Here is a 21,829-nt window from a genome sequence, read left to right as displayed (position 1 = left end):
CAGAGACGATATGGCATTTAGAAGTGGCCGTCTTTCAGCCCGGTATAAGCCTTGTCAAAATCGTATGGGTTCGCCGCCAGCCCGCGCGGTGTCGTGCCGGGCTTGGTCGCCAGCCGGTATGAGCGCCAGTCCCGATCGAACAACCTCGTCCCAGACCGGCCGATTTGCATCGCCTGAGGCAGACTCTAGTGCCGCCGCATACGATATTGGTAAGGCGTCATGCCCAGCATTCGTCGGAATGTGCTGGTAAGGTGCGATTGACTTGAAAACCCGCTCTCCAAAGCAATTTGTGAGAGTTCTTGGTCGGTGGACCGAATGAGGCAAGCGGCCAATTGCACCCGGCGCTGCGTCACGTAACGGTGCGGGGTGACACCCATGGACTGCCTAAAAGCGCTGAAGAACCGACATCGGCTCATCTCGGCATCGAGAGCAAGTTCGTCGAAGTGGATCGCTTCCCCCAAATTCGCTTCGATATGCTCCGTAATCCTGAGCATCGTCTGATGGTCCAGTCCGGCCGGCGCGTCGTTGTTCCCCTGCCGCTCGATCCGGCGAAACAAATGAAGCACGATGCCAGTCGCCAACGACTCGGCATATATTGGTCCGGCCTGGGTCGGACTCGCTAACTCGTCAGCTAAGGCCGTCAACAAATGTGCAAGCGTAGAGTCTTGAAAAGGAGAGGAAAATCGGAACACGTCTCTAAGAGAAAGCGATGAAGCGCTACCCAACTCATCGAACTGAGACAGGAAGACGTGGAAGCTGTAGCTGTGTACGGGCCCCCGAAATTGCCAACTGGTCCGACTTTGGGGTGGAACTATTGTAAGAAGGCCGGGCCTTGAGGGAAATGCAGGGCCAGCGTCGTTGATTCCGACCAGAACCTTCGAGGTACCTCCTGCGTGGTAGATGATTACGAGTTCGTCGTCAGTTTCACATCGGCTTCCTTCGGCATGTCCTCGCCAAGCATACATGCTCGCGCGCGACCAACCGCGATTCGTACTCGAAATAGATGGCTCGAAGCCGAGGCTCCGAGCGATTACTGCACGAGCTGAATCAACCATTGGCAAACGAGTCCCTGCCCACGATCAGATCAGCGAATTCCCGAGGCCGTGACCGTCGCGGTGGAAGTCATAGCAGGGAGCAGCCGCGAGTCCTCGAGGGCAGCCGTGCGATGGATAACGGCGGCTTGGTATTCGGGGTTGGCGAAAAGCCGCTGGAGCGTCCCGAAGCTGGGATATTCGACAAGCAAAGCGTCGTCCCATCGCTCCTCGGGCGGCCCAATCACACGACCAAGAACATCGCCGAACCACAATATCTTCGCGCCGTCCGCCATCACCAGCCGCGATGACACCGAGGCGTAGCGCTGATAATAGGCTTCGCGTCCCGAGCAGGGCCGGAACTCGGTGCGCCCGCCGTAGTCGGCCTGTTCGCGATATCGCAGCAGATTGATCATCACGATCGGTTGGCCTTCGGGGATCACGCTGGCCGCCGCCAGTACGGCCGCGGGATCGATGTCGACGGTTTGCATAGCAGTTCTCCCATTTGTGTTGTTTTGTCATCGCGACCGAAGCGCTCCGGCCGGTTTACCGTGTCGTGGCAATAAGCCGTGAATCCTCAAGCGCGGCCGTTCGGTGGAAAGCGACGGCCTGGTATTCCGGATCGACGAAAGCTTGCGGAGAGCAGGCGAAAGAGGGGTACTCGACCAGCAGGGCATCATCCCAGCGCTCTCCGTCCGGGCAGAGCACGCTGCCCAGGACGCTACCCGACCAGAACACCCGGGCACCGACCTTCTCCACGCATTTCAGCGCAACGTCGGCGTAGCGGCGATAGGCCTCGCGACCCGAGCAGGGCGTGACGTCCGTTCGGTCGCCGTAGTCGGCCTGATCGCGGTATCGCAACAGGTTGATCATCATCACCGGGGTGTCGGCGGGGACGATGCGGTTTGCCGCATCAAGCGCGTCTGCGGTTATCTCGACTGTACGCATTTCTTCCTCCCTTTAGGTGAGCGTATCCGGCTTGACGCCGGGGTCTCGGTTTCAGTTCACTGGATCTCGATGGCCTTCGGCATTGCCGAGATGCCCTGCCGTATTACTGTCCGCGTCGCGATCAGGCGCGAATCCTCCGGCGCGGCGGTGCGGTGACACATGATTGACTGGAATTCCGGGTCGGAATAGATTCTCGGCGGGCAGGTGAACGAGAGATATTCGACCAGGAAGAGGGTGTCCCAGCGTTGATCCTCCGGACAAAGGACGCGACCGAGGATCGGTCCCGACCAGCACACCCGGCCGCCCACCCGTTGAACACAGGGCAACGCTGCCTGGCTGAATCGGCGATAAGCCTGGCGTCCGGAGCAGGGGGTGACGTCGGTGCGGTCGCCGTAATCGGCGTGTTCGCGGTAGCGAAGCAGGTTGATCATGATTTCGGGGTGGTCGGCCGACATCGATCGGTTCAGGGCCTTGACCACCGCGTCGTTTACTTCGACGGTCCGCATTGTTTCGCCTCGCTTTGGTCATGGTTCATCGGTGCCAGCCTCAGCGGATTTCGGTCCCCGGCACGGTAGCGAACACCCTGGTATCCGCGAGTGCGGCAATGCGGTGGACGAGTTGGCGTTCATATTCACTGGTGGCCAGCAACTCTGCCACTGCTTTGAAAGAGGGATATTCGATCAGCATCACGTCATCCCAATGCTCGCCCGGTGCCGCGGAAATCGGCATTCCGACATGAGCGAAGGACACCAGCCCGCCGCCCAAGCGACGGATCACCTCGATGATCGGCGGGGCATAGCGCTGATAATAGGCTTCCCGCCCGGAGCAGCGTGTGAACTCGCTGCCCTCGCCGTAATCCGTGCTTATCCGTTTATCACCCACAGGAGCTAGATGTTGATGTGCGCGATGGATGAAATATTGGCTGAACGGCAGCGCCAAATCGAAGTCGAGGGTTGGACACCCGAACATGACGACGAGCACAGCGATGGTGAGATGCTCCACGCTGCCGTTATTTACTTATGGCATGGCACCGAGAAGGCCGCGCCGGTCATGGAGGATGGGCGTCCCGCGTCTTGGCCGTGGGCTTCGGAATGGTTCAAACCCAAGGACCGCCGCCAAAATCTTGTAAGGGCTGGCGCGTTGTGCCTCGCAGAGAAGGACCGCATCGCTCGGCTCAATGAGAAGCGCCAGGCCGCCGGGGTTAACATCGACAGGCGCGTTCGTCGCAGGAGTGCTGGCAGCGGCTACTACCCGCTCCCCACCGGCCACGTCGAGCACAAGCTCAATCTCATCGTAAGAGAGTTAGAGGCGTTGTGATGGCACAACATCTAGCTCCTGTGGGTGATAAACGGATAAGCACGCCGTAATCCGCCACCTCGCGATAGTGCAGGAGGTTGACCATGACGATCGGCTGATCGGCGGCAAAACGCTTCAGCCCGGCCTCGACCACGCTATCTTCAGTGTGAAAAATGTCGTCGCTCATGTCGGTCTCTCCTATTGTCCTGCGCGGGTGATCGGCGTCGCCGCGTCTGTGGTTTGTTCGGATCTTAGAAAATGAGCCGGTTCCGGATTATGCTGGGCGCAATCGCCGGACAAACGCCGCAATCGCCGCGCCAATCTCGTCCGGACTGTCCTCCTGGATGAAATGGGCGCCTGCGACCGTGATTTCGGTCTGGTTTGGCCATGTGCGGCAGAAGTCGCGCATTCGGCCCGTGGTCAGGGCTCCCGGCTCGGCGTTGATGAAGAGTTTCGGAATCGGGCTTTCGCTGAGCCAGCCGGCATAGTCCCGGGCGATCGCGACCACGTCGGCCGGGGTGCCTGCGATCGGGATTTGGCGAGGCCAAGACAGGGTCGGTCGACGGGCTTCGCCGGCGGCGAGGAAGGGCTCGCGATAGGCGGCCATCTCCGCTTCGCTTAAGGGGCGCAGGATCAATCCGGGGAGAACTTGTTCGACAAAAACATTGTCCTGCAACACCAATTCTTCGCCCGCCTGCGAGCGAAAGGCCTGAAACAGATCGCGATCCTGTTCGGGAAAATCCGCCCATTCGATCGGCATGGCGATCGCTTCCATATAGGCAATCCCCTGTACACGCTCGCGGTGGCGGCGGGCCCAGTCGAAGCCGAGGGCGGACCCCCAGTCATGCACGACCAGAACAACCCTGTCCCCGAGATCGAGCGCCTCCCACAGCGCGTCGAGATAGTCACGATGCTCGGCATAGGCATAACGCTCGGGCCCCGACGGATCGAGCTTGTCCGAATCGCCCATGCCGATCAGGTCACAGGCGATCAGCCGTCCCAGCCCGGCGCAATGCGGCATGATATTGCGCCACAGATAGGACGACGTCGGATTGCCGTGCTGGAAGAGGATCGGATCGCCGGTCCCTTCATCGATATAGGCCATGCGCCGGCCCTTGATCTCAATGAATTTCTTCTCGCCAAATGGCTTTGCGCCGAGGCTCATCGATATTCTCCTTGAGCGATTTTCTGGTCTGCCCGGTCGGCGATGCATATCGCATGATGAATATCATGTCAATCGAGGAATCGTTCTAGCCATTGCCGTCGAGCGGAGAGTTGCTGCCGGAGCATCGATGGATGACGGCGTAGGCCACGCAGGCGCCTCTCAGGCGGTAGCTTTCCTTAGCCCCGGGCGCATCCGAAAGATCGAGGAAGGTTTTGTGAGTCGGATACCAGACCGCGAGAATCTCATCGATATGTTGAGTGCCCACGGCCTGGCCAAACACGGGCGTGCACCACAGGATCCGCGCGCCCACCGCCGCTTCCTGCGTGTAGCGGTTCAAATTCATCATCAGGACCGGCCCGTCGTTGCCGCTCTCGACGATCTCGCGGATCACCTTCAATGCGTCGTCGTTGCGTCTGAGGTGGGCGGGCAACATGGCAAATCCCCTTGCGCCATGGGTCTGGTGTCGGGCTGCGGTTCTGCCCTCGGCGTCAAATGCCGCAACCATGCCCCAGTTGACATGATACCAATCATGCGACATCGATCCCCGCATGGCAATTGCGATCGAGCCCATCGACACGGCACGCACGACACAAGGAGGGGATATGGAACAATTTATCGACCCACTGCCGGCGGCCTTTGCCTTTTTCAAATCGCTGCCGCGCGATACGCCGATCCACATGCTCAACCTGGCGCGGTACAAGGACATGGCGGAATATCCGGCGGACCATCCGCAAGTCGATGCGCAGTGGAGCGGACGTCGGGCTTACGCAGAATACGGGCGACTGAGCGAACCCATCCTGCGGCGCGTTGGCGGAAATATTGTCTGGCGTGGTGCATTTGAGGCCCTCGTCATCGGGGAGCCCGGCCAGATCTGGGATGACGCATTCATTGCGCACTATCCAAGCACCGAAATTTTCTTTGAGTTGATTAAAGATCCGGATTTTCCAGCAGCCTGGGTTCATCGGTCAGCCGGAATTCTGGATTACCGGCTGATGCGCTTTGCTCCCCGAGAGCCGGGCCACGGATTTGGCAGCGTGTAACCGGGACATCCCCACTGAAACGCAGGATGCGCCTGACGGCTGGCGGTGTGTCTCAGGCGGGTTTTGGCGCCGCAGCGGGTCTAACGAATTTTGACGACGTAATTTGGATGACACCGTGCCCGCTGGCGGCGGCTCAGCGCAATTGGCCGAAATGATCTTTGTCAACCGCAATGGGGCGCAGTGCGTCGGCCGGACCGGTTTTTGTCGGGGACCCCAAAGTGGGAGCCTCCAAATGCTTCACCTGTTGAAAAGGAGCACGCCGATGATCCATTTCTATTTTCACCCGACGCCAAATCCCGCCAAGGTGGCTCTGTTTCTTGAAGAGGCCAAGCTGCCATACGAGGTCCTACCCATCGACACACGCAAGGGTGAGCAACACAGTCCGGCGTTTCTGGCCGTCAATCCGAACGGCAAGGTCCCAGCGATCGTGGACACGGACGGGGTCGGCGGGGAAACCCGGGCTTTCGATTCCAGTGCCATACTGCTCTACTTGGGCGACAAGACCGGTACATTCATCGGGACCGCGGCCGATCGCGGGGAGTTGCTGTCCTGGTTGTTTTTTATTGGCACCGGGCTTGGACCATTCTCAGGGCAGGCGGTTCACTTCCAGCGCGCCGCTCCCGAGCCCTTGCCCTACGCCATTAATCGCTACCGTCGAGAAGCCCAGCGGCATTACGAGGTGCTGAACGCGCATCTGGCGAGTCGAGACTGGATCGTGGGAAGCAACTATTCGATCGTTGATATATCCGCCTGGGGGTGGCTGGACCGCGCGGCCTTCGTGCTTTCCAAGGAGGAGGATCCACTCAGCGCGTACCCCAATCTGAGGCGATGGTTTGCCGCCGTTGAGGCGCGACCGGCTGTAGCCCGCGCACGCCGCGTGGGCGCGGACCACGCCTTCAAGACCGAGATGGACGAAACTGCGCGGCGGGCGATGTTCCCATCCAACTACGCGATCGAACGCTGACTCTCCTACTTGGCCTCATACCAAGACTCGCTGATTAGAACCTGTTAGCCCAGTTGCGGAGTCCGAGGGTCATGATGCGCCAGGGCCGATCGACGAGGCGGTTCCAAGTGAAGCAGCAATGGTCGACACTGGAAAGCTCTGCTATTTCAGAAAAACCCTAAAAGGGCGCTGGTGACTTCAACGCCTGATCTTCCGAGAGAATGGCGCACCCGACACGATTCGAACGTGTGGCCTCCACCTTCGGAGGGTGGCGCTCTATCCAGCTGAGCTACGGGTGCATCTTGGGACTCGATAGTGCCTGAGCCTGAACGGGGTCAATCTCAAACACGAAATTCTCAACGTCGATTCGACGGACACAACGGCACGGCTTTCACCCTACCTTTTTGTCGCCGACGGTTCTCCACAACCTCCTTCCAGTTTGCTTCCGCAGTGCTTCCGCAGCCACGGACCAGAGAAACTCACATTTTGAAGCGCAATCAAGATATTGATTTTGCTTCGTTTTTCAAATTCATCACACCGCAGGCTTGACTTACCTCTGCCTTCGGAGGGCAACGCTCTATCCAGCTGAGCTATGGGTGCGTGTCGCTAGTGCGAAGGGCCGCTTAGCAAAGGCCAATCGCTCGCGCCAGCATCAAAATCGTCTCAGGCCAAAGTTATTTCGCCATTTTCTGCATCGGCTGGAATTTCCCCAGCCCGCAACTCGGCCCGCGCTGCAAGCCGCCAGTCTGATAGAGCACGGTGATGATGTCCACAGAACAGAGCTGGGACAGGCTGGTCCTGTAGAGGAAGCGCTTTTCGAAACCCAGGCTGGGGCAGCTCATGGGCAGCCTGTTCCGATACACCTTGTTGCCGTTCATGATGAAGTCGATGGTCCGGTCGTCGCGGACGTCGGTGGAGCGGATCGCGCTCAACTGAATGCAATCGACCGGCTTTCCGGCGGGAACCAGATTGTCCGGCGCTTTCTTGGCGACGGCAGGGGCGGCAGCGCAGGCGAGCGCGGCCGCCAGCGCGAGTTTGCGGATGAGGGGGGCAGACATGACGTCTCTCCTGTTGACTGTCTGGATGACGTCGCGGGAACGCATCATCCGTCCTGCCGCTCCTTTTACCGCACGGCGCCTGAACCGCACAATAATCAGGGCTTGGCGCCGGGCGCGGGCGTCTTGGGCTTGAAGCGGCAGAGGTCGGCGACGATGCAGCGCCAGCATTCGGGCTTGCGCGCCTTGCAGACATAGCGGCCATGCAGGATCAGCCAGTGGTGCGCATCGCGGCGGAAGGGGCCGGGGACGCGCTTTTCCAGCTTCAGTTCGACCGCCAGCGGCGTCTTTCCGGGCGCCAGGCCGGTGCGGTTGCCGACGCGGAAGATATGGGTGTCGACCGCGAACGTCTCCTGCCCGAAGGCGGTGTTCATGACGACATTGGCGGTCTTGCGCCCGACGCCGGGCAGGGTGGTGAGGATGTCGCGGTCCTGCGGCACTTCTCCGCCGAAATCGCGGACCAATATTTCCGACAGGGCGATGACGTTCTTGGCCTTGGCGTTGAACAGGCCGATCGTCTTGATATGGGCTTTCAGGCCCTCTTCCCCTAGGTCGACCATCTGTTGCGGGGTGCGGACCTCCCGAAACAGGGCGCGGGTCGCCTTGTTGACGCCGACGTCCGTGGCCTGAGCCGACAGGACCACCGCCACCAGAAGCTGATAGTCATTGTCATATTCCAGTTCCGTGCGAGGGGCCGGATTGGCCTCCGCAAGGCGGCTGAAAAAGTCGAATATCCTGTCCTTGTTCACGATCAGAGGCCCAGGACGCCCTTCATGTCATAACGGCCCACGGGTTGGCCGATCAGCCATTGCGCGCCCTTCACCGCGCCGCGGGCGAAGATGATGCGGCTTTCGGCGCGATGGCCGATCTCTATCCGTTCGCCATCGGCGGCGAAGATGACCTGATGATCGCCCGCCACGGAACCACCGCGCAGCGCGGCGAAACCGATGGCTCCCCTGGCGCGCGCGCCGGTGATGCCGTCGCGACCGCGCTCGCTATGGTCGGCCAGGGCGATGCCGCGTCCCCGCGCGGCGGCTTCGCCCAGCAGCAGCGCGGTGCCGGACGGGGCGTCGACCTTGTGGCGGTGGTGCATTTCGACGATTTCTATGTCCCAGTCGTCGCCAAGGCGGGTTGCCGCCTGTTCCACCAGCGCCGCCATCAGATTGACGCCGAGCGAGGTGTTGCCGGTCTGGAGCAGCGGAATGCGCTTCGCCGCTTCATCGATCAGCGCATGATGCGCGGGTTCCAGCCCGGTGGTGCCGATAAGGACCGGCTTCTTCGCGGCGATGCAGGCGTCCAGATGGGCCGACAGCGCGGCGGGCACGGAAAAGTCGATCAGCACGTCGCTCCGCTGCGCCAGCGCCAGGGGGTCGGCAGTGATCGGGACACCGGGGGCGATTTCGCCTTCGCCGTCGCGGTCGGTGCCTCCGGCGATTTTCAGGCCCGCTTCCTGCACGATCTGCGCGATGGCGCGTCCCATGCGGCCGGCCGCTCCGAAAATCCCGATGCTGGTCATCACAGTCATTCCTTAAAAAGTCGCGTGGCGGATGCCAGAATGGATGGCTCTTGTCATCCTTTTGCTATCGGTTCTTGCAATGGGAAGTGGGTGGCATAGGGACTTGGGCGGCCCTCTTATCGCGCAACGGGACGGGAAAGATAAATGGACGACATTCGCAATATCGTGATCCTGACCGGCGCCGGGATTTCCGCCGAAAGCGGGCTGGCGACCTTTCGCGGACCGGACGGACTGTGGGAAGGGCATCGGGTGGAGGATGTGTGCACGCCAGAGGCCTTGGCGCGCGATGCGGCGCTGGTGCACCGCTTCTATGACGAGCGGCGGGCGAAACTGGCGGATGTGAGGCCGAACGCCGCGCATGAAGCGCTGGCGGCGCTGGACGCGCAATGGCCGGGGGAATTGCTGATCGTCACGCAGAATGTGGACGATCTCCACGAGCGGGCAGGGGCGAAACGGCTCATCCATATGCACGGGGAGTTGCGCTCGGCGCTCTGCGCGGGATGCGGGAAGGCGAAGCGCTGGACGGAGGCCCTGCCGCCCGGATCGGTCTGCGATGGCTGCGGAAGGGCGCTTTTGCGGCCCGACATCGTGTTCTTCGGCGAGATGCCCTATGAAATGGACGCGATAGACGACGCGTTGCGGCGGGCCGACCTGTTCGTTTCGGTGGGGACGTCCGGGGCGGTCTATCCGGCGGCGGGTTTCGTGCAGACGGCGCGCCATGTCGGCGCCCGGACGCTGGAGTTGAACCTGGAACCGTCGGCCGGGAGCTTCTATTTCGAGGAAAGCCGGATGGGAGCCGCGAGCGTCCTTGTGCCCGAACTGGTCAGGGAATTGCTGGGATAAGTTCGGAACGGGCCGCGTAGCCCCCGATCTTATTCGCCCGCAGGTTCCTGCTCATCCTGATAGAGCAGCATGACCGAGCCGTCCTGTCCGTCGACCACGCGGATCGGCAGGCTCAATCGCAGCGCGGAAAGGAATTCCTTGCTGTCGGTGATGCGGAAGCGGCCGCCGATGCGGAGCGAGGAAACCCGCGTGTCCCCGATCAGGATCGGCGCGGCGCGGTAGCGGTTGAACTCGCTGGCGGCCTGTTCGATGGTTTCGCCGTCCAATTCCACCATCTGCTCGCGCCAGGCGGTGCGCTGGCCGATCAGGCGCGAGTCGAGATGGGTGAGCGACACGCTGCGCGGCTGGATGACGGCGCCGCTGCCCGCGCTGATCTGCTGAGCCAGCTTGTTGCCGGAATGGACGGTAACGGTGCCTTGCGTAACCGTCAGTTCGACCAGCGAAGGGCGCAGCCGCACGTTGAAGGCGGTGCCCACGGCGCGGATGACGGCGGACCGGGCCTCCACGTCGAAGGGGCGGGAACGGTCATGAGCGACGTCGAAAGAGGCTTCGCCCTTCAGGATGCGGACCTTGCGGCCGTGATCGGTGAAGCGGACTTCCGCGGCGCTGTCGCTGTTGAGATGCAAAGTGGAGCCGTCGTCCAGCGCGATGTCGCTGATCTGCCCTATCTCCGTCTCATAATGGTCCACGCCGCTGAAGGTGCGGACGGTGACGATGGCGGCGACGATGAACAGCATCACCGCAACGGCGGCGGCGATCATGATGTTGCGCGACAGGCGGCGCTGCTGCTCCTCGCTGACGATGGTTTCCAGCGGGGGCAGGTTGACTTCGGCGGCGGCGCTTTTCAGTCGCTCGGCCGCTTCCCAGGCGGCTTCGGCCCGGGCGAACGCTACGGCATGGCGGGGGTCGGCTTCGACCCAATGGCAGATCTCGGCTTCGACCTCGGTGCGAGGGCCGCTGTTAAGCCTTGCCAGCAGGCGCGCGGCTTCCGCCTCGATCTTGCCCCTGCTTTCGTAGCCCGAATCTGGTCCCGACGCCTGCACGTTCGAAATCCGTTTCCTCACGTTCTGCCCAGGCCCGCATAACTATTGCGATCGCTTTGGCCAGATGTTTTTCAACTGTAGAAACGGACAGGGACATTTCCTCCGCTATTTCCAGCATCGATTTTTCGTGGATGCGGCGGAGAATGAAGACCCGGCGGCATTGTGTCGGAAGCGAATCGACGATCGTTTCCACCTGGCGCAGCGCCTCGCGGGCGTGGAGCTGCGCTTCCACGTTATTTTCGCCCTGCAACAGTTCCAGGTCGGCGATGGTTTCGAAACTCACCACCTTGTTCCGGCGGGCGGTGTCGATCACCAGATTGCGCGCTATCGTGAACAGATAGGCGCGGCCCGTCGTTACATTTTCCCAATTTTCAGTAGCATAGGCGCGGGCAAGTACCTCCGCGACCATGTCTTCCAGTTCCTGATTGGCAGGCAGGATTCTCCGCAGGCGCCCTCTTAGGGCAGCTTCCTGCGGCAGGATCACTGTCTTGAACCATTCCAGCTTAGCGCGAACCCCGTGCACGATGACCCCCTTGCTGTCAGCCGCGCCTCTCCCGATTTCATCTGTTTGTCATAGTTCAATCATGGATGCAGGGGCCTGTCCAGCGCTTGCGCGGGCATTATTGCGGGTTTCTGTGGAAAACCCGTCTTGCTGTGGCCAAAATGTCGATCAGCCGGGGGGAAGTTCGGGCGGGGCGCGGTCTGGCTGGTCGAAGTCGGGCGCATCCGGCACGATTTCGGGCGGCTGCCCGGCGGGGGCCTCATCGGGCGGGAGGGGGGCGGGGGTTTCGGGCGGCGATTGCGGGTCGATCCTGTCAGGGGGCGGCATGCCATCTGGCGCGGGGTCGGGGCGGGTGGCCATCGCTGTCTCTCCTGGATAAGGTGGGGTGCATAAGGGGTAAGCGCGGGCAGGCGGATCGGTTCCGTCCGGACTTATCCACTGGTTATCCACAGGCCGGACCTCTGGCCCTTGCTTCATGGGCCGCTTTTCTCTATGCCGCGCCGACCGGCGACCGATGCGGGCGTGGCGAAATTGGTAGACGCGCCAGATTTAGGTTCTGGTATCGCAAGATGTGGGGGTTCGAGTCCCTTCGCCCGCACCAGTGCGCCAGACCGTGGAACTGCGCCAGGCGCCAACGAAATTCAGCTTTAAGAAAGCGTTTGAGAGAAGAGATGCAGACTGTCGAGACGTTGAACGAGGGCCTGAAGCGCGCCTATACCGTGACCATCACGTCGAAGGACATCGACGCCCGCGTGGAAAAGGAAGTCGCCGCCATCGCGCCGCAGGTGCGCATGCCCGGCTTCCGCCCCGGCAAGGTGCCGGCCAACCTCGTCAAGAAGATGCACGGCGAATCGTTGCAGCGCGATGCGCTCAACAACTCGATCCAGGACGGCATCCAGAAGCTGATCGCCGACAACAAGCTGCGTCCCGCCATGCAGCCGTCCGTCGAACTGGACGAGGGCTTCGAATTCGGCAAGGACGCCGAAGTGAAGGTCGAACTGGAAGTTCTGCCGGAGATTGCAGCGCCCAGCATTGAAGGGCTGAAGCTGGAGCGCCTGACCGTCGAGGTCGCCGACGCGCAGGTGGATGAAGCCGCGGGCCGCATCGCGACGCAGCAGGGCGCCCTTGAGGAGCATGCCGCAAGCCACAAGGCGAAGGACGGCGACACGCTGACCATCGATTTCGTGGGCAAGATCGACGGCGAGGCGTTCGAGGGCGGTTCGGCCGAGGACGTGAAGCTGAAGATCGGTTCGGGCCAGTTCATCCCCGGCTTCGAGGAGCAGTTGACCGGCGTCAAGAAGGGGGACGAGAAGACCATCACCGTCACCTTCCCGGAAGATTATGGCGCGGCGCACCTGGCGGGCAAGGAGGCGACCTTCGACATCACAGTCAAGGCGATCCTGGACGCCGACAAGCCCAAGCTGGACGATGATTTCGCCAAGTCGCTGGGCCTGGAAGGCCTGGACCAGCTCAAGGAACTGCTGAAGGGCCAGATCGAGCAGGAACATAATGGCCTGACCCGCACCTATATGAAGCGCAAGCTGCTCGACCAACTGGCGGCCGCGCATGATTTCGATGTGCCGCCGAGCATGGTGGAGGCCGAGTTCAACCAGATCTGGGCGCAGCTTCAGCATGAGGCCAGCCATGAGGAAGATCCCGAAGCGGCCCTCAAGGAGATGGAGGCGGAGAAGGAAGATTATCGCGCCATCGCCGTGCGCCGGGTCCGCCTGGGCCTGCTGCTTTCGGAAATCGGCCAGGCCCATGGCGTGGTCGTCAGCGACCAGGAAATGAACCGCCTGATCATGCAGGCGGCCCAGCAGTACAGCCCGCAGGATCGCGAGCGTTTCGTGCAATATGTGCGGCAGGATCCGATGGCCGCCGCGCAGCTTCGCGCGCCGCTTTATGAGGACAAGGTGGTCGACTTCCTGTTCGAAAAGGCGGAAATCACCGACCGCGCCGTCAGCCGCGAGGAACTGGAAGCGGCGATCGAGGCCGAGGATGGCGACCTGAAGCCGCATGTCCATGGTCCGGACTGCGATCATGACCATGATCATGATCATGGCGAGAAGCCCAAGGCGAAGAAGGCTGCTTCGAAGAAGAAGGCCGCCGACGCTGAGCAAGCGGCTGCTGCGGGCGAGGCCGAAGCCCCCGCCAAGAAGGCGCCGGCGAAGAAGGCCGCCAAGAAGGACGAGGCCGTGGCTGAGGAAGCGGTTGCCGAGGACAAGCCCAAGGCGAAGAAGGCTCCGGCCAAGAAGGCTGCCGCCAAGGCCGAATAAGGCCTTCTCGGCCAGAATGGACAAGCGCCCGGCTTCGTGAGGAAGCCCGGGCGCTTTTCATTTCGGGCTCGGCGTGGCAGACGAAATGATGTCGTCTCGTCATTCCTGCGGCGATTGGGCAAGTCGCGAGGTGCTCCTGTAAAGGCGGGAGCCTGGTTCACCCGTCTGAGCTGCGCTCCTGCCTTCGATGGAGCGCGGCAGGTTTCCGGGACGACGCAAGGGGCGGAAAAGGTTTTGGGGTCGATGAAGGAATTTCCGGCGGTGGAAAGCGGGGAGGGGATTGCAAGCCCCCGGATCGCGGTCATCCTGCCTTGCTATAACGAGGCGGAAGCGATCGTGCGGACGGTGGAGGATTTCCGCCGCGCATTGCCGTCGGCCGAAATCTACGTGTTCGACAACAACAGCAGCGACGCCAGCCGCGAACTGGCGGCGGGCGCGGGGGCGATTGTGCGCCGGGTCGCGCAGCAGGGAAAAGGCCATGTCGTTCGCCGCATGTTCGCGGATGTGGATGCGGACATCTACATCATGGCCGATGGCGACGCGACCTATGAGGCCGCCGCCGCGCCGAAGATGGTCGCGGCGATGCTGGAGGACAATCTCGATATGGTCGTGGGCGCAAGGCGCAGCGAGATCGAGGAGGCCTATCGGCGCGGCCATCGCTTCGGCAACTGGGCGCTCACCGGCCTGCTGAAGCAGCTTTTCGGGCGCAGCTTCACCGATATTCTGTCGGGTTACCGCGTCTTTTCCCGACGGTTCGTCAAGAGCTTCCCCGTCCTGTCCGCCGGTTTCGAGATCGAGACGGAGATCAGCGTCCACGCGCTGGAACTCGCCATGCCGGTGGCGGAGGTCGTCACGGCCTATGGTGCGCGGCCCGAAGGGTCGGTGAGCAAGCTCAGCACCTATCGCGACGGCTGGCGCATCCTGCGCACGATCCTCACGCTCTATCGCATCGAGCGGCCGATCCTGTTCTTCGGGATCATCGCGGCGCTGCTGGCGGCGACGGGGCTCGTGCTGGCGGCGCCGCTGATCGTCACCTATATGAAGACGGGGCTTGTGCCGCGCTTCCCGACCGCCATATTGGTGACCGGCCTCATGATCCTCGCCACGCTTTCGGGCATGTGCGGCCTTATACTGGATACCGTGGTGCGCGGGCGGCGGGAGGTTCGCCGGCTTGCCTATCTCGCCTTCAAGGCGCCTTCCGACTTCGCCCGGCGCGACTGATCGCGCCCCGTTCGGCCGGGCAAACCGACCGCGTTTCACGCGACCCCTTGAACAGTCCGCTTTTTGTGCCGATGTAGAGAACGGGCAAAAGCAACACACCCTGAAAGAGCAAAATGACCGATATCATGTCCGATCCCATGGCCGCTCTGGTCCCCATCGTCATCGAACAGTCGAACCGGGGCGAGCGCAGCTTCGACATCTATTCGCGCCTGCTGCGGGAGCGGATCATCTTCGTGACCGGCCAGGTGGAGGATCATATGGCCTCCCTGATCGTCGCCCAGTTGCTGTTCCTTGAATCGGAAAATCCGAAGAAGGACATCTGGATGTACATCAACTCGCCCGGCGGCGTGGTGACGTCCGGCATGGCGATCCACGACACGATGAAATATATCCGCCCGCAGGTCGGCACCGTCTGCATCGGCCAGGCCGCCTCCATGGGCAGCTTCCTGCTCGCGGCGGGCGAGCCGGGCAAGCGCATCGCGCTCAGCAACGCCCGCATCATGGTGCACCAGCCGTCGGGCGGCGCGCAGGGCATGGCGTCGGACATCGAGATCCAGGCGAAGGAAATCCTGCGCATCCGCAGCCGCCTCAACAACCTCTACGTCCAATATACCGGGCGCTCGCTGGAGGAAGTGGAGCGCGCCATGGATCGCGACACCTTCCTGGAGGCGGAGGAAGCCAAGGCGTTTGGCCTGGTCGACGAAGTGTTCGACCGTCGGCCGGCCATGGCGGAAACCCCTGAGGGCTAAAACCTATGTTTACCGCGCGCGCCCTTTTCTCCCCTTGTGAAACGGGCGCGTCGCGGTCTAGGATGATCCCAGGACCAGAATATCCCTCGGCATTGGCGGCTGTTCGCCTCTAAAGAGGGAAGAGAGATTGGCGAATGACTAAGCTTACGGGCTCCGATTCTAAAAGCACGCTTTACTGCTCCTTCTGCGGCAAGTCGCAGCATGAGGTGCGTAAGCTGATCGCGGGGCCGACCGTGTTCATCTGCGACGAATGCGTGGAATTGTGCAACGACATCATCCGGGAGGAGACCAAGGGCGGTCTCGTCGGCAAGAAGGATGGCGGCGTGCCGACCCCGCAGGAAATCTGCGATGTGCTGGACGATTATGTGATCGGCCAGAACCGGGCGAAGCGCGTCCTGTCGGTGGCGGTCCACAACCATTACAAGCGCCTCAACCACGGCACCAAGCCGGGCGAGGTGGAACTGGCCAAGTCGAACATCCTGCTGGTCGGCCCCACCGGCTGCGGCAAGACGCTGCTGGCGCAGACGCTGGCCAAGACGTTCGACGTGCCCTTCACCATGGCCGACGCGACCACGCTGACCGAGGCGGGTTATGTGGGCGAGGATGTGGAGAACATCATCCTCAAGCTGCTCCAGGCGTCCGACTATAATGTCGAGAAGGCGCAGCGCGGCATCGTCTATATCGACGAGATCGACAAGATCAGCCGCAAGGCCGAGAACCCCTCGATCACGCGCGACGTGTCGGGCGAGGGCGTTCAGCAGGCGCTGCTGAAGCTGATGGAAGGGACCACCGCCTCGGTTCCGCCGCAGGGCGGGCGCAAGCATCCGCAGCAGGAATTCCTCCAGGTCGACACGACCAACATCCTGTTCATCTGCGGCGGCGCCTTTGCGGGACTGGAAAAGATCATCGGCGACCGGCTGGAGGCCAAGTCCATCGGCTTCGGCGCCCATGTCGCCGCGCCCGAGGAGCGCAAGACGGGCGAACTGCTGCGTCAGAGCGAGCCGGAGGATCTGCTGAAATTCGGCCTGATCCCCGAGTTTGTCGGTCGCCTGCCGGTGATCGCGACGCTGGAGGATCTGGACGTGGCCGCGCTGGTGAAGATCCTGGTCGAGCCGAAAAATGCGCTGGTGAAGCAATATGCCAAGCTGTTCGACATGGAGAATGTCGAACTCAGCTTCACCGACGATGCGCTCACTGCGATTGCCAAGAAGGCGATCGAGCGCAAGACCGGCGCGCGCGGGCTGCGGTCGATCCTGGAGGCGATCCTGCTCGACACCATGTTCGACCTGCCTTCGATGGAAGGCGTAGGCGAGGTCGTCGTGGACAAGGACGTCGTCGCGGGCAGCAAGGAACCGATTCGCGTGTTCAGCGAGAAGGACAAGCGGGCCGAAGACGCGGCCTGAATCGATAGGCTGACGCTTTGAAATAGGGGGCCGGCGATGTTTCGCCGGCCCTTTTTCTTCGCGCCTATCGCAATCGCACAAAAATTCCTGCTGCGTTGCAAAATTGCACCACTGTCAAACTAGCAGGTGTGCTGCAATTTAAATTTTAAATATCAATATCTTATATGAATTTCCCCGGATGTCTTCCGGGAATTTTTGCCATGTGGCGCCTGCTGCCACCGCGTTTCTATTATATTGTCGTAAAACTGTAATCAGAGCATCACAGGTCCGTCGCCATTGGCCGCCACAGGCGGTGCCAGCTCCATAGAGCAAAATAAAGCCGGCGCGACGCGCCAAACTTTCAAAGGGACAATGCTCAAATGAAACAGCTTCTTATGTGTAGCGCCGCGCTGGTTGCCGTGGCCGCACCGGCCGCAGCTTTTGCTCAATCGACCGGCTCGATCGACTTCGAAAATGAGATCGTCGTGACCGGCGCAACCACGCCCAAGGGGCTGGCGGGCGTTGAATTACCCGAAACCAGCAAGGCTCGCGGTGTTCTGAACCAGGAAATCATCGAGCGGCAGATTCCGGGGCAATCCGTCAACGATATCATCAACCTGCTGCCGGGCGTCAGTTTCCAAAACAACGATCCGTTCGGCTCGGCTGGCGGCACCATGTATATTCGCGGCTTTGACAATACTCGAATTTCGCAGACCTTCGACGGCGTTCCGTTGAACGATTCCGGCGGCTATTCGATCTATTCCAGCCAGCAACTCGATTCCGAACTGATCGAGCAGGTTAACGTCAATCTCGGCACGACCGATGTCGACAGCCCCACTGCCGCGGCAACCGGCTCGACGGTCAATTACCGCACCCGCAATCCCACCGATGATTTCAGCGTGAAGATCGTGGGCTCTGCTGGCGATTTCTCCTTCTTCCGCATGTTCGGGTCGGTCGATACCGGCGTGTTCACGCCCTGGGGCACCAAGGCTTTCTTCGCCGCCAGCAAGGCAACGAACGATACCATCTTCAATAATCGCGGCGAAATCAGCAAGCAGCAATATAATGCCAAAATCTATCAACCCATTGGCGATAATGGCGATTTCATCTCCATCGCGGCGCATTATAACGAAGCCTATAATAATCGTTTCGGTTCGGTGACGTTCCGCAACGACGGCGCGGGCGCCGTGCCCAGCCGCTTTCCGAACAATCGCGACGAGCGCGATTATGTGATCCCTTATTGCACGACGCAGATGCCCGCTATTGCAGGGGTAGCGGACGCCGCGACAAATTGCGGTTCGACCTTCGACGAGCGTGTCAATCCCTCGAAGACCGGAAATATCCGCATCAATTCGCGCTTCACGCTGGCCGATGACCTGGTCCTGACGGTCGATCCCAGCTTCCAATATGTACGTGCCAATGGCGGCGGCACGGCCACCGCGCGGGAGGGATTTCGCGACATCAATCCGGGTAGCGGCGTCACCAATGCAGTCGGCTATCTGGGGGGCAGCCCCTATTTCGGTTATGACGTCAATGGGGACGGCGATCTGCTGGACTCGATCCGCGTGCTCGCGCCCAGTGAAACCAATACGCGCCGCTACGGCCTGATTGCTTCGCTGCGCTATAATTTCTCAGAGGATCAGTCGATCCGTGTCGCCTACAGCCTTGATTATGCGCGGCATCGCCAGACCGGGGAGATTGAGTTCCTGCGCAATGATGGCCAACCGCTCCATGCCTTTCCCCAGGAGGGCAATCCGCTCAGGGATGCGACGGGTTCGGTCCTGCAGAAGCGTGATCGTTTCTCAAAGGCGATCCTGCATCAGATCGCCGGAGAATATCGTGGCAAGTTCGACGCGCTGACCGTAACGGCCGGCGTGCGCGCGCCTTTCTTCAAACGCGACCTCAATAATTACTGCGCGACGTCGAGCGCTACGGGCTTCGTGGAATGTTTCGGCACGAACAGCGCGGGCGCGGCGCAATACGCGGCGCTCAATCCGACCATCCAGGGACCGCAGCGGCGGGTGTTCAAATATGACAAGATCCTGCCCAACATCGGCCTGACCTATGACGTGACCGATGCAATTGGCCTTTTCGGCAATTATTCGAAGGGCTTGCAGGTTCCAGGCACCGACAATCTGTACAACAGCTTCTTCTTTGCGCCCGATACGGCATCGGCCAAGCCGTCGCCCGAAACCACGGACAATTTCGACCTGGGCGTGCGCTATCGCAGCAGCAAGGTTCAGGCGCAGCTATCGCTCTGGTACACCATCTATCAGAACCGGCTGGCGTCTGCCTATGATCCGGAAACGGATCGCACATTGTACCGTAATCTGGGCCGCGTCGACAAATATGGCATCGACGGCAGCCTGTCCTACCGTCCGATCCCGGAACTCGTCCTCTATGCTTTCGGCTCCTACCTGAAGTCGAAGATCAAGGATGACGTGCTGTATGGCGAATGCACGTCCGGCAATGTTTCGGGGGGCATTGCGGGCTGCGCTGCAGTTGGCGACCCGATTTATGCACAGACCAGCGGCAAGCGGGAATCAGGCGCACCCGTCTATACTATCGGCGGTCGCGCGCAGGCGACCCTGGGGCCGGTGGAACTGGGCGTGCAGGTGAAGCGCACCGGGCCGCGTTATGTCAACGACCTCAACCGTCCGTTCACCTTGGGCGGCACCATCATCGGCGGCGTGGCGGTCAGCGGCGGCGCGCAGGTCATGGATGCCAAGGCGCCGGCGTATACGCTGGTCGATCTGGATGCGCGTCTTAGCCTTGCTCCACTGGGAATGGGCGACAAGACCTATCTGCAGTTGAACGTCAGCAATGTGTTCGACAAGCTCTATTATGGCGGCTTTGACGGACGCCTTGACGCCGGCTTCGCTGCGGCCAGCAACCTGCCTTTCGTGCAGATCGGCTCCCCGCGGACGTTCATCGGTTCGGTGGTGTTCGCTTTTTAAGCAGCCATTCCGGTAGCGGAGAAGGAAAGGGCGCGGAGAAATCCGTGCCCTTTCTCATTTCAGGCAGCTGTCCAGCCCGTCGCGCTGGACTATGCCGATGCGGGTGGCAATGCTGTTGCCGTAGCGGCGGGTGAAGCCGTGCGGATCGATCGCTGCGCGTTTCTTGGGCAGGGGCAGAACGGCGGCCAGGCGGGCCGCTTCGGCGCGGGTCAGGCGCTGGGCGCCATGGCGGAAATAGCGGATCGCGCCGGCCTGCGCGCCATAGGTGCCGATGCCGGTTTCCGCGACGTTGAGATAAACCTCCATGATCCGCCGCTTGCCCCAGATCGCTTCGATCAGCAGCGTGAACCAGGCCTCCAGCCCCTTGCGGACAAAGCCGCCGCCCTGGAACAGGAAAACATTTTTCGCTGTTTGCTGGCTGATGGTCGATCCGCCCCGGATGCGGCCGCCGCTGGCATTGTGGCGCATCGCCTGGGCGATGGCGACCGCGTCGAAGCCGTGATGGCTGCAAAAGCGGCTATCCTCCGCCGCGATGGCGGCGCGCGCCATGTCCGGGTCCATCCTGTCCAGGCTCATCCAATCCTTGGTTATGCCGTTGGGGTCCAGCAGCATCGTCCACGTCACCGGCGGCGGCACGAAGCGATAGATCACCACCATCAGCAGCGACAGGGCGACGAAGCCGCCAACGATTTTGAGAAATATCCCGATCCATCGGGAGCGGCGGCGAGGGGCGGCGGACTTGGCGTTCATCATTCCGTGGTAGCGCGGTTGCGCGGCGGTTCAAGATGGGAGCCTATGCTTCGTCATTCGGGCCTCCGCTGGAATGACGAGTGGGAAAGGGCGAGCGGATACAAAAAAGCCCCGGATTTTACTCCGGGGCTCCTTTGCGTTCCGCAAATCCGATCAGACGGCGGCGAGGCGGGAAATCTTGCCCAGCCTGTCGCCCGCAATCCGCATCATCGCCTTTTGCAGCTTCTCGAAGGCGCGGACCTCGATCTGACGGACGCGTTCGCGGCTGACGCCATAGACCTGCGAGAGTTCCTCCAGCGTCTTGGGTTCTTCCGCCAGGCGGCGTTCCGCCAGGATATGCTTCTCGCGATCGTTGAGGTCGTCCATCGCCTCCACCAGCATGTCGTGGCGCAGTTCGCTTTCCTGTCGGTCGGCGACGCGTTCGTCCTGCAATGGATCGCTATCGGCCAGCCAATCCTGCCACTGGCCCTCGCCATCCTCGCGCATCGGCACGTTGAGCGACGTGTCGCCGCCCATCGCCATGCGGCGGTTCATGGATATCACGTCCTCCTCCGTGACGCCCAGATCGGTGGCGATCTTCTTGACGTCGTCGGGGTGCAGGTCGCCATCCTCGAAGGCTTCGATATTGTTCTTCATCCGGCGCAGGTTGAAGAACAGCTTTTTCTGCGCGGCGGTGGTGCCCATCTTCACAAGGCTCCACGACCGCAGGATGAATTCCTGGATAGAGGCGCGAATCCACCACATCGCATAGGTCGCCAGACGGAAGCCGCGATCCGGCTCGAACTTCTTGACGCCCTGCATCAGGCCGATATTGCCTTCGCTGATCAGCTCGCTGACCGGCAGGCCATAGCCGCGATAGCCCATGGCGATCTTCGCGACCAGTCGCAGGTGCGAGGTCACGAGCTGCGCCGCGGCTTCCGAATCCTGATGTTCGGCATAGCGCTTCGCGAGCATATATTCCTGCTCGGGCGTCAAAATCGGAAATTTGCGGATTTCCGACAGATAGCGGTTGAGGCTGGCTTCACCGCCCAGCGCCGGAACCGCGGGGACATTGCTCTTGTCAGCCATGTCGTCACCTTTCCCTTTCATGCGCGGCGGGACCCAGAAGAGGC

General features: G+C 61.5%; 24 protein-coding genes and 2 tRNA genes. 9 read left to right on the top strand and 17 right to left on the bottom strand.

Features of this window, described 5'->3' with window-relative positions; all coding sequences use genetic code 11:
• Positions 1 to 185: 185 nt before the first annotated feature.
• The 8 genes from Sj15T_RS06335 to Sj15T_RS06300 all read right to left on the bottom strand — a co-directional run bounded on the left by Sj15T_RS06335 (position 186) and on the right by Sj15T_RS06300 (position 4,873).
• Positions 186 to 581, bottom strand: coding sequence for an AraC family transcriptional regulator (locus Sj15T_RS06335; protein WP_161601884.1), 396 nt, complete (start codon positions 579 to 581; stop codon positions 186 to 188).
• Positions 582 to 1,084: 503 nt separating this feature from the next.
• The gene (locus Sj15T_RS06330) at positions 1,085 to 1,522 is read right to left on the bottom strand and encodes a DUF1330 domain-containing protein (protein ID WP_013040262.1); all 438 of its coding nucleotides are present in this window, start codon (positions 1,520 to 1,522) and stop codon (positions 1,085 to 1,087) included.
• Between the two features lie 55 nt (positions 1,523 to 1,577).
• On the bottom strand, positions 1,578 to 1,979 hold the full coding sequence (locus tag Sj15T_RS06325; protein WP_013040261.1) for a DUF1330 domain-containing protein: 402 nt from the start codon (positions 1,977 to 1,979) through the stop codon (positions 1,578 to 1,580).
• Between the two features lie 56 nt (positions 1,980 to 2,035).
• Complete coding sequence (locus tag Sj15T_RS06320) at positions 2,036 to 2,485, bottom strand: hypothetical protein (RefSeq protein ID WP_013040260.1); 450 nt, start codon at positions 2,483 to 2,485, stop codon at positions 2,036 to 2,038.
• 40 nt (positions 2,486 to 2,525) lie between these two features.
• Positions 2,526 to 2,981: a hypothetical protein gene (locus Sj15T_RS06315; protein ID WP_013040259.1), complete on the bottom strand. Its 456-nt coding sequence runs from the start codon at positions 2,979 to 2,981 to the stop codon at positions 2,526 to 2,528.
• A gap of 286 nt (positions 2,982 to 3,267) precedes the next feature.
• Positions 3,268 to 3,462, bottom strand: a complete 195-nt coding sequence (locus Sj15T_RS06310) for a hypothetical protein (RefSeq protein WP_148225552.1) — start codon at positions 3,460 to 3,462, stop codon at positions 3,268 to 3,270.
• Positions 3,463 to 3,549: 87 nt separating this feature from the next.
• Complete coding sequence (gene linB, locus Sj15T_RS06305) at positions 3,550 to 4,440, bottom strand: haloalkane dehalogenase (protein ID WP_013040256.1); 891 nt, start codon at positions 4,438 to 4,440, stop codon at positions 3,550 to 3,552.
• An 85-nt stretch (positions 4,441 to 4,525) separates the two neighbouring features.
• The gene (locus Sj15T_RS06300) at positions 4,526 to 4,873 is read right to left on the bottom strand and encodes a hypothetical protein (RefSeq protein ID WP_013040255.1); all 348 of its coding nucleotides are present in this window, start codon (positions 4,871 to 4,873) and stop codon (positions 4,526 to 4,528) included.
• Positions 4,874 to 5,042: 169 nt separating this feature from the next.
• Between Sj15T_RS06300 and Sj15T_RS06295 the strand changes: the two genes are divergently transcribed.
• Together Sj15T_RS06295 and Sj15T_RS06290 are read left to right on the top strand one after the other, a co-directional pair.
• The gene (locus Sj15T_RS06295) at positions 5,043 to 5,480 is read left to right on the top strand and encodes a DUF1330 domain-containing protein (RefSeq protein WP_013040254.1); all 438 of its coding nucleotides are present in this window, start codon (positions 5,043 to 5,045) and stop codon (positions 5,478 to 5,480) included.
• Positions 5,481 to 5,742: 262 nt separating this feature from the next.
• Complete coding sequence (locus Sj15T_RS06290) at positions 5,743 to 6,444, top strand: glutathione S-transferase C-terminal domain-containing protein (RefSeq protein ID WP_013040253.1); 702 nt, start codon at positions 5,743 to 5,745, stop codon at positions 6,442 to 6,444.
• Between the two features lie 201 nt (positions 6,445 to 6,645).
• Here Sj15T_RS06290 and Sj15T_RS06285 read toward each other — a convergent pair.
• The 4 genes from Sj15T_RS06285 to dapB all read right to left on the bottom strand — a co-directional run bounded on the left by Sj15T_RS06285 (position 6,646) and on the right by dapB (position 8,994).
• Positions 6,646 to 6,722 (bottom strand) — tRNA-Arg (locus Sj15T_RS06285).
• Positions 6,723 to 7,097: 375 nt separating this feature from the next.
• A complete protein-coding gene (locus tag Sj15T_RS06280) occupies positions 7,098 to 7,529 on the bottom strand; it encodes a hypothetical protein (RefSeq protein ID WP_007685051.1) in 432 nt (143 codons plus the stop codon).
• 47 nt (positions 7,530 to 7,576) lie between these two features.
• Complete coding sequence (gene nth, locus Sj15T_RS06275) at positions 7,577 to 8,227, bottom strand: endonuclease III (RefSeq protein ID WP_007685054.1); 651 nt, start codon at positions 8,225 to 8,227, stop codon at positions 7,577 to 7,579.
• 2 nt (positions 8,228 to 8,229) lie between these two features.
• Entirely contained in the window at positions 8,230 to 8,994 is a 765-nt protein-coding gene (dapB, locus tag Sj15T_RS06270; RefSeq protein WP_013040252.1) for a 4-hydroxy-tetrahydrodipicolinate reductase, read from the bottom strand.
• 144 nt (positions 8,995 to 9,138) lie between these two features.
• Between dapB and Sj15T_RS06265 the strand changes: the two genes are divergently transcribed.
• Positions 9,139 to 9,837 carry an NAD-dependent deacylase gene (locus Sj15T_RS06265; protein WP_013040251.1) on the top strand — a complete coding sequence of 233 codons (699 nt, stop codon included), beginning with the start codon at positions 9,139 to 9,141 and terminating at the stop codon, positions 9,835 to 9,837.
• Between the two features lie 29 nt (positions 9,838 to 9,866).
• Here Sj15T_RS06265 and Sj15T_RS06260 read toward each other — a convergent pair whose 3' ends face one another.
• The 3 genes from Sj15T_RS06260 to Sj15T_RS06250 form a co-directional block, all read right to left on the bottom strand.
• On the bottom strand, positions 9,867 to 10,880 hold the full coding sequence (locus tag Sj15T_RS06260; protein WP_007685060.1) for a FecR domain-containing protein: 1,014 nt from the start codon (positions 10,878 to 10,880) through the stop codon (positions 9,867 to 9,869).
• Positions 10,798 to 11,403, bottom strand: coding sequence for a sigma-70 family RNA polymerase sigma factor (locus tag Sj15T_RS06255; protein ID WP_013040249.1), 606 nt, complete (start codon positions 11,401 to 11,403; stop codon positions 10,798 to 10,800). Before Sj15T_RS06255 ends, Sj15T_RS06260 begins: the two co-directional genes overlap by 83 nt.
• 147 nt (positions 11,404 to 11,550) lie before the next feature.
• The gene (locus Sj15T_RS06250) at positions 11,551 to 11,742 is read right to left on the bottom strand and encodes a hypothetical protein (protein ID WP_013040248.1); all 192 of its coding nucleotides are present in this window, start codon (positions 11,740 to 11,742) and stop codon (positions 11,551 to 11,553) included.
• 156 nt (positions 11,743 to 11,898) lie between these two features.
• Between Sj15T_RS06250 and Sj15T_RS06245 the strand changes: the two genes are divergently transcribed.
• From Sj15T_RS06245 to Sj15T_RS06220, 6 genes are all read left to right on the top strand, one after another.
• Positions 11,899 to 11,983, top strand: a tRNA-Leu gene (locus Sj15T_RS06245).
• 70 nt (positions 11,984 to 12,053) lie between these two features.
• Positions 12,054 to 13,658, top strand: a complete 1,605-nt coding sequence (gene tig / locus Sj15T_RS06240; RefSeq protein ID WP_013040247.1) for a trigger factor — start codon at positions 12,054 to 12,056, stop codon at positions 13,656 to 13,658.
• Positions 13,659 to 13,901: 243 nt separating this feature from the next.
• The gene (locus tag Sj15T_RS06235) at positions 13,902 to 14,879 is read left to right on the top strand and encodes a glycosyltransferase family 2 protein (RefSeq protein WP_007685067.1); all 978 of its coding nucleotides are present in this window, start codon (positions 13,902 to 13,904) and stop codon (positions 14,877 to 14,879) included.
• Positions 14,880 to 14,992: 113 nt separating this feature from the next.
• Entirely contained in the window at positions 14,993 to 15,628 is a 636-nt protein-coding gene (gene clpP / locus Sj15T_RS06230) for an ATP-dependent Clp endopeptidase proteolytic subunit ClpP (RefSeq protein ID WP_007685070.1), read from the top strand.
• A gap of 134 nt (positions 15,629 to 15,762) precedes the next feature.
• A complete protein-coding gene (gene clpX / locus Sj15T_RS06225) occupies positions 15,763 to 17,031 on the top strand; it encodes an ATP-dependent Clp protease ATP-binding subunit ClpX (protein ID WP_007685071.1) in 1,269 nt (422 codons plus the stop codon).
• A 359-nt stretch (positions 17,032 to 17,390) separates the two neighbouring features.
• Positions 17,391 to 19,967, top strand: coding sequence for a TonB-dependent receptor (locus Sj15T_RS06220; RefSeq protein WP_013040245.1), 2,577 nt, complete (start codon positions 17,391 to 17,393; stop codon positions 19,965 to 19,967).
• Between the two features lie 54 nt (positions 19,968 to 20,021).
• Here the strand turns inward: Sj15T_RS06220 and mtgA are convergent, their stop codons facing one another.
• Both mtgA and rpoH read right to left on the bottom strand, forming a co-directional pair.
• Positions 20,022 to 20,720 (bottom strand): monofunctional biosynthetic peptidoglycan transglycosylase, encoded by a 699-nt coding sequence (mtgA, locus tag Sj15T_RS06215; protein ID WP_013040244.1) that lies wholly within the window; start codon positions 20,718 to 20,720, stop codon positions 20,022 to 20,024.
• Between the two features lie 150 nt (positions 20,721 to 20,870).
• Positions 20,871 to 21,785 (bottom strand): RNA polymerase sigma factor RpoH, encoded by a 915-nt coding sequence (gene rpoH / locus Sj15T_RS06210; protein WP_007685074.1) that lies wholly within the window; start codon positions 21,783 to 21,785, stop codon positions 20,871 to 20,873.
• Between the last annotated feature and the right edge of the window lie 44 nt (positions 21,786 to 21,829).

The sequence above is a fragment of the Sphingobium sp. TA15 genome (assembly GCF_037101235.1).
Classification (GTDB): Bacteria; Pseudomonadota; Alphaproteobacteria; order Sphingomonadales; family Sphingomonadaceae; genus Sphingobium; species Sphingobium indicum.
This window is presented reverse-complemented; position numbering and strand designations above follow the sequence as displayed.